The sequence below is a fragment of the Pseudomonas sp. SWRI51 genome (assembly GCF_014268825.1).
In the GTDB taxonomy this organism is placed as follows: Bacteria; Pseudomonadota; Gammaproteobacteria; order Pseudomonadales; family Pseudomonadaceae; genus Aquipseudomonas; species Aquipseudomonas farsensis.
Genome location: NZ_JABWRG010000139.1, coordinates 1 through 10,320, shown reverse-complemented (window position 1 = coordinate 10,320; position 10,320 = coordinate 1). Strand labels below are relative to the sequence as shown.

10 protein-coding genes are annotated in these 10,320 nt (G+C 61.8%); 6 read left to right on the top strand and 4 right to left on the bottom strand.

Annotated features, from left to right (window positions below; genetic code table 11):
* Nucleotides 1-166 precede the first annotated feature (166 nt).
* Nucleotides 167-985, bottom strand: a complete 819-nt coding sequence (locus tag HU720_RS23080; RefSeq protein ID WP_186523304.1) for an alpha/beta fold hydrolase — start codon at nucleotides 983-985, stop codon at nucleotides 167-169.
* 25 nt (nucleotides 986-1,010) lie between these two features.
* Nucleotides 1,011-3,377, bottom strand: coding sequence for a penicillin acylase family protein (locus HU720_RS23075; protein ID WP_186523302.1), 2,367 nt, complete (start codon nucleotides 3,375-3,377; stop codon nucleotides 1,011-1,013).
* Nucleotides 3,378-3,465: 88 nt separating this feature from the next.
* On the opposite strand from HU720_RS23075, the gene HU720_RS23070 reads away from it, so the two are divergent.
* The 3 genes from HU720_RS23070 to HU720_RS23060 all read left to right on the top strand — a co-directional run bounded on the left by HU720_RS23070 (nucleotide 3,466) and on the right by HU720_RS23060 (nucleotide 6,523).
* Entirely contained in the window at nucleotides 3,466-4,017 is a 552-nt protein-coding gene (locus HU720_RS23070; RefSeq protein ID WP_186523299.1) for a sugar O-acetyltransferase, read from the top strand.
* Nucleotides 4,018-4,694: 677 nt separating this feature from the next.
* Entirely contained in the window at nucleotides 4,695-6,251 is a 1,557-nt protein-coding gene (locus HU720_RS23065) for an S-type pyocin domain-containing protein (protein ID WP_202883589.1), read from the top strand.
* The gene (locus HU720_RS23060; protein WP_186523295.1) at nucleotides 6,251-6,523 is read left to right on the top strand and encodes a colicin immunity domain-containing protein; all 273 of its coding nucleotides are present in this window, start codon (nucleotides 6,251-6,253) and stop codon (nucleotides 6,521-6,523) included. The genes HU720_RS23065 and HU720_RS23060 overlap by 1 nt, the downstream gene beginning before the upstream one ends.
* Nucleotides 6,524-6,589: 66 nt before the next feature.
* Here the strand turns inward: HU720_RS23060 and HU720_RS23055 are convergent, their stop codons facing one another.
* Entirely contained in the window at nucleotides 6,590-7,153 is a 564-nt protein-coding gene (locus HU720_RS23055) for a DUF6436 domain-containing protein (RefSeq protein WP_186523293.1), read from the bottom strand.
* A gap of 94 nt (nucleotides 7,154-7,247) precedes the next feature.
* Here HU720_RS23055 and HU720_RS23050 point away from each other — a divergent pair, with 94 nt between their 5' ends.
* Nucleotides 7,248-8,174, top strand: a complete 927-nt coding sequence (locus HU720_RS23050; RefSeq protein WP_186523291.1) for an alpha/beta hydrolase — start codon at nucleotides 7,248-7,250, stop codon at nucleotides 8,172-8,174.
* On the opposite strand, the gene HU720_RS23045 is transcribed toward HU720_RS23050, so the two are convergent.
* A complete protein-coding gene (locus HU720_RS23045) occupies nucleotides 8,175-8,927 on the bottom strand; it encodes a DUF2059 domain-containing protein (RefSeq protein ID WP_186523288.1) in 753 nt (250 codons plus the stop codon). It abuts the gene before it with no gap.
* Nucleotides 8,928-9,048: 121 nt separating this feature from the next.
* Here HU720_RS23045 and HU720_RS23040 point away from each other — a divergent pair, with 121 nt between their 5' ends.
* Entirely contained in the window at nucleotides 9,049-9,672 is a 624-nt protein-coding gene (locus tag HU720_RS23040; protein WP_186523286.1) for a 2OG-Fe(II) oxygenase, read from the top strand.
* Nucleotides 9,659-10,156: a DUF523 domain-containing protein gene (locus HU720_RS23035; protein ID WP_186523284.1), complete on the top strand. Its 498-nt coding sequence runs from the start codon at nucleotides 9,659-9,661 to the stop codon at nucleotides 10,154-10,156. The genes HU720_RS23040 and HU720_RS23035 overlap by 14 nt, the downstream gene beginning before the upstream one ends.
* Nucleotides 10,157-10,320 lie beyond the last annotated feature (164 nt).

The window sequence follows — 10,320 nt, the reverse complement described above, 5'->3', positions numbered from 1 at the left end:
GGGCTGCGCAGCAGCCCCTTGGGTTTTCAGGGCTGCTGCGCAGCCCAACGCGGGGCAAGCCCGCTCGCCACAACTATCTATCCGATGAGGCCACCACAAGCGAGTAAAGATCCTGGACTCTCCCACCAAGCTGCTCTGGGCCACAGAGCAGTGCTGCAGCCACTATTCAACGATTACGCGGCAACCACGCCAACAAAAAATCATTCACCACCTTCGGGTTCTCCAGGCTGGAGATATGCCCGGCGTTGGGGATCTGCGCCGCCAGGCAGCCGATCAGGCGTGACATTTGGTTGGACTCTTCTGGCGGCCGGGGAATGTCCTGGTCGCCGCAGATGACAATGCTGCGCTCACCCGGCAATTCGCCCAGGCGCGCCAGCAGGTCGGGCCTGCCGAAAATCACCCGCCCCAGCGGGTCGAGGCTCTGGCGAATGGTTTGCGCGCTGCTGGCCTTGAGGTCGGCACGGAACTGCTCGCGGATTTCTGGCACAGTCTGGCCACCGGCATGGAAGAAAATCGGCACGATGATGTCCAGCAAAGGCTCCGGGAAGGTGCCTGCGGCGCTGGCTGCATCCAGCAGGGCGAAGTATTTGAGCCGAGTGGCTTCAGGCTCTGCGCCCAGATAAGTGTCCATCAGCACCAGCCGGTCGACGCGCTCAGGGTGCTCGACAGCGAGCTGCGCGCCCCACATGCCGCCTACCGACAGCCCGACCAGATGGCATTTCTTTATATGCAACTTATCGAGCAGGGCCAGATGCTGGCGGGCCAGGGCGCTCATGTCGGTGGTGCACGCCGGTGGGGCGTCCGAGCTGCCGTGGCCCCAGAGCTCCGGCACGATCACCCGGAAGTGCCGCGACAGTGCCTCGATCTGTGGCTGCCACATGGCCGCCGACCACAGGTAACTGTGGCCCAGCAGCAGCGGAAAACCGTGGCCTTGATCGACATAGCTCATGCGCGCGCCGTCGATTTCGATGAAGTGTTTATCCATGGTCAGTTCCTGAAGTGGGTAGGGGTCACTGCGCAGGCACCAGGCGCAAGGTACTTTGCGCCGGAATCACCCCCATGCGCGCCTTGTGGTAGCGGCCTTCGATGTAATCCTCGGCCTGGTCGGCATAGTGTTTGTCGAACGGCACGCCGCTCTGCCCTACGGGGTTGATGGTGGCGGCGGAGCCGGCGTCGGCGAAGTCGATCACGCGGCGGGTCGAAGGTCCGTAGGTAACCGGCCAGGGCGCCGGGCCGATTTTTGCGGAAAGATTGTTCGGCACCTCGTGGCTGCCGGGGGCCGCGAACGGGCCTACGTTGAACAGCAAGTTCAGCGGCTTTTGCACCCCCAGCGGATGGCTGTGGGTGAGGGTGTGGGCCTTGCCCCATTGCCAGGTGGCGCAGTCCTGGCCGAAGGTATCGCGCAGGTGGTTGAGGCTGCGCTGCCAAGCCAGGCGCACGATGGCGCTGCGGTCGGTATGTTCATTGCTGCCGCGGGTATTCCACCAGGGTGACGCCGGGTCGGCGGCCAGGCGCGGCAGTGCGGCATCGATGGCGCGGGTGCTGATCAGCACCGGGAACCAGGTGTCGCCCAGCTCATCGTGCAGGGCAGCGAAGGCCAGTTCGTAAAGGAACTGGTTGAACAGCGTCGCGCTGGTCGAGTCCACCGGGTAGTCGCCGCGCCAGGCGGCCAACTGCTCGACCAGCTCTTTTTCCTCATCGCCCTGGGCGATACTGCGCAAGGTGGCCAGCAGCGGCGCCAGGGTGCGCGGGCCATAGTCGTTGCTGGTGTCCAGTTGCAGGGCCTGGCTGCTGGCGGTGTCCCACTGGATGTCCGGGCGGGCCAGATGGCGGTCGAGCTGGCGGCCACGGTCGGCGAGGTTGTAGTAGCCGGGCACTGGTACAGGCGCCGCGGGCTGATAGTTGGCCGAGACGATGTAGCCACTGGCCGGGTTTTCCTGTTGCGGGTTGGTGCTGAACGGGTAGAAACCGGGTTTGTCGGCCTGCTGGCTGCTGCCGTCCAGAATGAACGCCGGGTTGACCCCGGCAGGGCGCATGGGCAGGCGCGCTGCCGCCCACCAGCCGATATCGCCCTTGGCGTTTGCCCACACCAGGTTCAGGCCGGGCGCCTGCACCTTGATGGCGGCGTCGCGCATCTTGTCCAGGGTGTCGGCGCGGTTGATCTGGTAGAAGCCTTCCAGAATCGGGTTTTCGGTCTCGAGAAATGCCCACCACATGGCAATCGGCGTGACCCCTGCGCTGCTGCCGAGCACATCGTTGACGATGGGGCCGTGGGGCGAGCGGCGCAGGGTGATGGTGGCCGGCGCTTCACCTTTGATGGCAATGCTTTGCTGGGTTTTTTCCAGCGTCTGCCAGCGGCCGTTGACCATGACCTGCTCGGGGTTGGCGGGGTTGGTCTTTTCGGCGATCAGGTCGACATCGTCGTTCTGGAACATGGTCAGGCTCCAGCCGAATTCACGGTTGTGGCCCAGCAGTGCGAACGGGTTCAGCCCCTGAAAATAGCCATACAGGCTGAAGCCCGGCGCCGAAAGCTCGGCCTCGTACCACACCGCTGGCACGGCAAAGCCGATATGTGGGTCGCCGGCCAGCAGTGGCCGCCCGCTGCGGGTGCGGCTGCCGGCAATGGCCCAGGCGTTGCTGCCTTCGAACTGCGGGATGCCGGCATCGCCCAGGGCCGCGTGGCTGAGTTGGGCGAGTTGCTCCAGGCTGCGCCAGTCGGCGGCGGCCAGCGGTGCGGCGAGGGCGCCGTCAGGGTGCCAGCCCAGGTCGAAGATTTTCAGGTACTCAGGGCCAAGCTGGTCGCGGATGTAGGTCAGCGCAGGCTCGGTGCGAAACGCCGCCGCAAAGCTGTAGGCCAGGTAGCCGGCGATGCTCAGGGTGTCTTCGGCGGTGAAGGGGCGCGGGGCGATGCCCAGCAGGTCGAACTCCATGGGCTTGGGGTGGCCGGCCTGCCACTGGTTCACGCCGTCGAGGTAGGCCTGTAGCGCCTGCCACGGTGCAGATTGGTGGTCGATGCGCTGCACCATCAGCGCTGCCTGCTCGCGAATACGCAGGTTGCGAAACAGCGTGTCGGTGGCCAGCAGCTTGGCGCCCAGCACTTCAGCGAGCTCGCCACGCGCCAGGCGGCGCATGATCTCCATTTGGAACAGCCGGTCCTGGGCGTGCACGTAGCCGAGGGCGCGATACAGGTCGGCTTCGTTCTGCGCCTGCAAGTGCGGGACGCCGCGGGCGTCGTAACGCACGCTGACCGGCCCTTGCAGGCCTGCCAGGGCCAACTCGCCTTCACGCACCGGCTGCTTGCCCTGCACGTACCAGTAACCGCTGCCGGCGATGGCGAGAGCGATCACCATCGCCAGCAAGGTCAGGCTGCGCTTCATCGAGACTCCTTGTGCACTCGCGTAAAAGATTGTGGTCCGATCTTCGGCGGATTCGCGCACTCAGCATAGCCCCCAGGGAGGACTTTCAATGGCCCTTAGCGAAAAACAGAAAATGCTGACCGGCCAGCTCTATCACGCCAGCTGCCCGCAGCTGCAGAAGGAGCAGGCCGCCAACAAGCAGTGGATGCACCGCTACAACGACAGCGTCGAATTGCTCAGCCAGGCCCGCCATGGCCTGCTGGCCGAGCACTTTGCCAGTGTTGGCGAGGGCGTGGTGATTCGCCCGCCGTTCTACTGCGACTACGGCTACAACATCAGCGTGGGAGCCAACACCTTCATCAACTTCAACTGCGTGATCCTCGACGTGCTGCCGGTGCGCATCGGCGCCGACTGCCAGATCGGGCCTGCGGTACAGATCTACACCGCCGACCACCCGCTGGACCCCGAGGTGCGGCGCACGGGCCTGGAAAGCGGGCGACCGGTGAGCATTGGCAACAATGTATGGCTGGGCGGCGGTGCGATCATCCTGCCGGGGGTGACCATCGGCGACAACGCCGTGGTCGGTGCCGGCAGCGTGGTGACCCGGGACGTCCCGGCAGGCGCGGTGGTGGTCGGCAATCCGGCGCGGGTTAGAGGGTGACGACGTGCATCGGGCAGTTTTACGCCGGCGACCGACCTGCCAAAGGCAGTAACAGCCCACGGCCAAGGTGTTGGCTGCCAGCACCGGCCGGCGATGCTCTATGCCTATAAGTGCGATATGAAAATTGCGTCTTTGCGCACTTGGTGAATGCTCACAACTTTGGGTGAGCAACGCGCTTTCACGTGCTGCTCGCTTGTCCTGGACGTCCCAGTAACCAGCGGGCGGCGATGATGATGACAGTCGCTTGCAGTGTAAGGCCGCAGTTCATCGAAACTTCTCGTCACCTTGGGCGAAGCACTGTGGAGAATTCCACTGCGACTTAGCTCCTCGAGTGTAGCCTCTGCCGCAGACGGTAACCAAGGGCCGTAGGAAAATGGCAAGTGCTGATCTGCCAGTCCTACAGTGCCTGTTGTCCAAGCATAACTCTCGTGCTGTCTCAAGCGCGGAGGGATCGGCAGCGTACTCCGTTCGGCTCTGCTCCTTGAGTACGAGGGAGGCGTTGACTTGAGTACTGTGTTTTTATACAGTGCCTTGGCGCCGATCTTTTCCCTCATTTTCAAGGAATGAACATGACAGTAGAGCTACCTCCGACAATTGTCCGCCCTGGGCCTGATCCCCTACCTTTCGACGCTGGATCATTTTCCTATAGCTATAACGAGAGGGACAGGGAGGGACGGTTGCAACTAGCTACATTCAACAGGATGATGCAAGAGATCTCTATAGAACTGAAGAGGGTGAAAGATTACCTAGATTCGTCCTATGGCCCATTGATCGTAGAAGCAGGTGCGGCTGCCCTAGGGAATTTGATCCAGCTAGGTATTCCATCTGATACTGATTCCAGTAGTGCCGCTGATATTGAAGAATACATAAATATAGTTGACCGCTTGCTTGTGGGGGCAACCTATGAAATAGGTTTGCTCGCATCTGAATCAATCAAGTTTTCGGGCACTAGTGTGCTAGACCTCAGTGCCGCTCAGATTAAAGCTGCCAACATGTCACGGATTCCAAAGTCTTGGCGTGCTTGGGGGCCGTTCCCTAAGTCAGAGTATGGTATTTATCAGAGCTCTTACCGAGCAGCTTTACAGTCGCAAGTAGTCGGTGAGACTTTCAAGGTTTTGCAAGAGCGCAAATCGAATCTGAATTCCAGCTTAGAGCAAGCTAGGGAGCGCGAATCTTCTAGAGATAACTCACCGGCTACAGGTACTTACCATTTTCAAGCAGGCGCTGCTGCTGCGTTGACCGTGCCCGGCTTAGGTGTCATTCCTTTGACTGAAGCGGTAATTTCAGCTTTGGGTAAAAGCATCGCAGACGCTGTTGTCGCGCTACGGCGTATCCTCATGGCTGGGCCTGGCGCGCCATTTGCAGCAGCCCTCACGGCAGTCGTTTACTCTAGTGCCACGGCAAGTGAGGAGCAAGACCAGACTCCAAGAAGGTTTCGCTATGGACTGGGTTTAAATGCTAACGATCTGGGCTTTGTATCAGATGGTGACTTCATGGCCATGGCGGCAGCCCAGAATAAAGTTGAGTTGCTGTTTAGGCTAACAAGCGAAATTAGGTCTGATGGGACCTCCTACGTTTCGTTGTTTAGCACGCAAAGCGCAAACGTTTCTAATAATGTGCCTGCGAGGGTGGCCACGCTCAATCCGCAGACAGGTAATTATAGCGTTACTGTACAAAATTGGATTCCTGATGAGCCTCCATTGACTTTGACGTGGACACCTGCAAAGCAGCCAGGCGACTTCAATTCAAGCACTACGACACCTGCAGTGGCACCAAGTCTTCCGACATATACCGGGTTGGAGTTGCAGCCTGTTGACATTGTTACTACTTATCCTGGGAGCACTCCAGAGCCAATTGACTTAGTCGTCATTTTTCCGCAAGACTCTGGTCTTGAACCTGTTTATTTGATGTTCACCGATCCATTGGACTCAGGGATATTTACTCGCAGGCAGCTAGACAAGAAGTTTAAGCATGCGATAGATTTTGGAGTGAGTGACACTCAGAAGAACAGGGAAACTCTTACCCGATTCAGAGACGCAATGCAGCAGCATTTGGATGATCCCGGAACAGTCGAGAGAGGAACTTATCGTCGCGAGCCGGGTTCGAAGGTTTATTTCAATCCATCTAGTAATAAGGTGGTAGTGGTTCGGGCGGATGGCGATTTTCTTTCAGGGTGGAGTCTAGAGCCTGGCTCCGCTCAGTTTAATAACTACATTGAAACGGGGGTTTTGTAATGAGTATGGTGTTAATTGATCTTGCGAAGGAGCTGGTTGCCTCGAATATTAGTGGTGATCAATTTACCACCGACTTCTTTGTGCAATGGCGCGTTGAAGGCAAGTCTGGAGTGTTAGCTCAGGACGATGATGCTATGGGGGAGTGCCTGGCCATAATGTTTGGCCTTGCAGACAGTTTTGTCGATGGGCCTAAAGACTTCCCCTCGGAGCTCACGGAGTCCGAACTCAAGCAAGCGTTATCCGAGCTGCTCAAGCAGTACGGTTATATGTGAAGGCCGAGCGGCAAGCATTTTGCCGGGAATCTCCAGATTGGCGGCTTCAGGATGTCTTGGGTAACGTTATCGCAGGCTACCGACCTGCCAAGGGCAGTAACAGCCCACGGCCAAGGTGTTGGCTGCCAGCACGGGCCGGCCTTCCATCAGTGCCTTGAGCACCGGCTCGATGAAGCTGTTGCCTGAATTGCACACGGCCCCTTCGCTGTACGGGCCGAAATAGGCCAGCTTGCCGTCGCGGTCCCAGATCGCGACCGCAGGTGATGCCGGAAGCTGTTCGCTGCCGGGCAGGCTATCCACTGGCTTGAGGGCACCCAGATTGGCCGGCAACTGGCCGTGGGTGCCGGGTTTTTGCAGCACATGGAAACTCACCCCCAGCGGTGCGAAGTGCGCGACCAGTTCGCCCAGGTGCTGCTGGTTGCCGACGTTGCATGGGCAGGCCGGGTCCCAGAAATGCACCACGCGGATCGGGCCGGGGCCGGAGAGGTCTGCCGGCAGGCGCAGTTGGCTGCCATCGAACAGCGTGGCCTGGTTGTCGAACGGGCGCAGGTAGCGGGCCTGGAAGCTGTCGTAGGCCCACCACAGGGCGGCGGCGCACAGCAGGGTAATGACGAGGGAGCGGATCTTCATGGGCAGCGCACGATCAATAGGTGGCCAAGCTTGCCACGATGCCTCGCAGAGCTGAATATCCCAGATCAATACTCGCTGCATTGTGGATGTACCCATGCCTGCCACGTTTCACCCCGACCTGCTGCGCAGCAGCCTATCTGGCCTTGCCGAGCGCCAGCCGCTGCCCGCCGAGGGCCGCGACTACCAGCGTTTCTATGGCCTCGAACTGCCGGCGCAGAGCTGGCTGGGCGCTTTCAAGGCTGCGGGCTTCGACCTGGTCGGCCAGGTGTGGATGCCCGCGCAACCGGTGGCGACGATGTTTTTGCTGCACGGCTACTACGACCACATGGGCCTGTACCGGCATGTGATCGAATGGGCGCTGGCGCGCAATTACGTGGTAATCAGCTGCGACCTGCCGGGGCATGGGCTATCCAGCGGCGAGCGCGCCAGCATTGCCGACTTCGGCCTGTACCAGCAGGTGCTGGAGGCGCTGTTCGCGCAGGCGCGCCAGCTTGATCTGCCGCGCCCGTGGCACCTGTGCGGGCAAAGCACCGGGGCTGCCATCGTGGTCGACCACCTGCTGCACTGTGCCGAACAAAGCCCGGCGGACGGCCAGGTGATTCTGCTGGCGCCGCTGGTGCGCCCGCGCGCCTGGCATTGGTCGAAACTCAGCTACTGCGTGTTGCGCCACTTTGTCGATGGCATCGAGCGGCGCTTCAGCGAAAACACCAATGACCCTGCGTTCATGCCGTTTCTGCAGGCCGACCCCCTGCAACCCCGGCGCCTGCCCACTGCCTGGGTAGGGGCCTTGCTGAAATGGGTGCGGCGTATCGAGACGGCGCCGCGCAGTACGCGGCCGCTGTTGATCGTGCAGGGGGAGGCAGATGGGACGGTCGACTGGCCGTACAACCTCAAGGTGCTCAAGGCCAAGTTCGAGGCGCCGCAGATTTTGCTGATGGCCGACGCCCGTCACCACCTGGCCAACGAGCTGCCGGACATCCGCCAGCGCTATTTCGAGTTCATTGGCCAGCGGCTGGGCTGATCACTTGAGGTCCGAGGCTTGTTGGCCAACCGCCAGGGCTGCGCGCACGGCGGCCACGGCGGCTTTGTAATAGGCCTGGCCTTCAGGTGATTCGGCGAAGGTCGAGAATTGCTCAAGCTCTGCGTCCGACAGGCCGCGGTACACGTAAAGCAGGGTGTTGTGGAGGTCTTCGCCGACTTGGTTCATCAGGCGCTGGCGCTGGCCGTCGAGCATGCCTTGGGCCTGCCCGCCACCGAACAGGCCGGGGATCATCGAACTCAGGCTATCGGCGGCCACCCCGGCAATCGCAAGGCTCACCTCGGCCCCGGCTTCGCGCGCGGGCAAGGCCTGGGCCAGGTGGCCGATGATCAGCAGGCGGTCGTCGCTGGCCTGCATCTTCGGCAGGCCCTTGGCGTTCTTGGCCAGTTGGTCCTTGCGCGTGGCCAGCAGCTCAGCGGCCACCACCTTGCGCCCCAGGGGCGACTGGAAGAACGCCAGCGCCGGCGCCGGGTTGGCCAGGTTGCTGCGCAACTGGGCCAGGGCGCGCGCGTCCATGGCCTGGGGCTTGAAGCGCTGGTTGCTGTTATTGACCAGTGCCTGGTAAACCGCAGGCGGCAGACTATTGCGGTAGCGCTGTTGGGCGGCGCTCACGGCATCGGTGAAATGGGCGCGCTGGTCGGGCCAACCGGCGACTTTGTACAGCTGATCAAGGCTGTCTGCCCAGACAGGCACGGTGCAGATCATCAGCAGCAGCAGGGAAAACAGACGGCGCATTCAGGACTCCTGTCGGCAGGGCACCATTGTCCTTGGCACAGCGGGGCTTTGTCGAGATACCCGCGCCGCTTCCTGACCAAGTGGCGCTGTGCGAGTACCTGCCGAATGGCTATGATGCGCAATGCACTTACCTCTCGAACACCCGATGCTGTCGACCATCGTCGATGACCTGGCCACCCGTGGCTGGTCGCAGCAAACCTTGTTTATACCCGACGCGCTGTCGCGCGAGCTGGCACACGAGTGTCGGCAGCGCCATGCCCAGGGCGCGCTGAACCCGGCCGGGGTGGGGCGCGGCGCCGAGCAGGAAGTGCGCGAGGCCATTCGCGGCGATCAGATCCAGTGGATCGACCCCGGCGAATCCGAACCCTGCGACCGCTACCTGCACGCCATGGACAGCCTGCGCCAGGCCATCAACCAGGGCTTGTTCCTCGGGCTTGAAGATTTCGAATGCCATTTTGCGCTGTATCCGCCCGGTGCCTTCTACCGTCGCCACCTGGACCGTTTTCGTGATGACGACCGGCGCACGGTGTCGGCGGTGCTGTACCTCAACGAAAGCTGGCAGCCCACTGATGGCGGGCAGTTGCGCATGTTCCTCGAAGGCGATGTGCAGCGTGATGTCGAGCCGTTGGCGGGCACCCTGGTGGTGTTTCTGTCGGGCGACGTGCCCCACGAAGTATTGCCCGCTGGCCGCGAGCGCTTGTCACTGACGGGCTGGTTCCGGCACCGTGGCAATGACCCGTTCTGAGTTGCCCAAGGTCCTGGTCAGCGCCTGCCTGCTAGGGCAGCCGGTGCGCTATGACGGGCGGGCGAGTGGCCATCCTGGCTTGTTGCAGGCCTGGCAGGCCGAGGGGCGGGTGGTGGCGTTGTGCCCGGAGGTCGCCGGAGGGCTGCCGACCCCGCGCCCGGCGGCGGAGATCCCAGGTGGGCAGGGCGGTCAGGTGCTGGACGGCCAGGCGCAGGTGATCACCGTGGTGGGTGAGGATGTCAGCGCGGCGTTTCTGGCCGGGGCGCAATTGGCTGTAGCGCTGGTGCGTCGCCATGGCATTCGAGTGGCGGTGCTCAAGTCGGGCAGCCCTTCGTGTGGCAACCGGCTGACCTATGACGGCAGTTTTACAGGGGTGAAGGTGGCCGGCGAGGGCGTGACCACCGCGCTGCTGCGCCGCGAAGGCGTACAGGTGTTCAGCGAGCTGGAGCTGGACCAGGCGCAGCGAGCGTTGCTCGGCGGCTGATTGGCGTTGGCTTCATCGCAGGCTGTCGCCAGCTCCCATGCAGGCCGTGCTCAACCGCAATATTGCTGGTTGGACCCAATCCTATGAGAAATGATAGACAGTTGTGGCGAGCGGGCTTGTCCCGCGTTGGGCTGCGCAGCAGCCCTGAAAACCCAAGGGGCTGC

Coding starts and splice junctions, on each gene's coding strand:
- HU720_RS23040 (WP_186523286.1), top strand. CDS start 9,049: ATGCACTTACCTCTCGAACACCCGATGCTGTCGACCATCGTCGATGAC.
- HU720_RS23075 (WP_186523302.1), bottom strand. CDS start 3,377: ATGAAGCGCAGCCTGACCTTGCTGGCGATGGTGATCGCTCTCGCCATC.
- HU720_RS23045 (WP_186523288.1), bottom strand. CDS start 8,927: ATGCGCCGTCTGTTTTCCCTGCTGCTGCTGATGATCTGCACCGTGCCT.
- HU720_RS23055 (WP_186523293.1), bottom strand. CDS start 7,153: ATGAAGATCCGCTCCCTCGTCATTACCCTGCTGTGCGCCGCCGCCCTG.
- HU720_RS23080 (WP_186523304.1), bottom strand. CDS start 985: ATGGATAAACACTTCATCGAAATCGACGGCGCGCGCATGAGCTATGTC.
- HU720_RS23070 (WP_186523299.1), top strand. CDS start 3,466: ATGGCCCTTAGCGAAAAACAGAAAATGCTGACCGGCCAGCTCTATCAC.
- HU720_RS23060 (WP_186523295.1), top strand. CDS start 6,251: ATGAGTATGGTGTTAATTGATCTTGCGAAGGAGCTGGTTGCCTCGAAT.
- HU720_RS23050 (WP_186523291.1), top strand. CDS start 7,248: ATGCCTGCCACGTTTCACCCCGACCTGCTGCGCAGCAGCCTATCTGGC.
- HU720_RS23035 (WP_186523284.1), top strand. CDS start 9,659: ATGACCCGTTCTGAGTTGCCCAAGGTCCTGGTCAGCGCCTGCCTGCTA.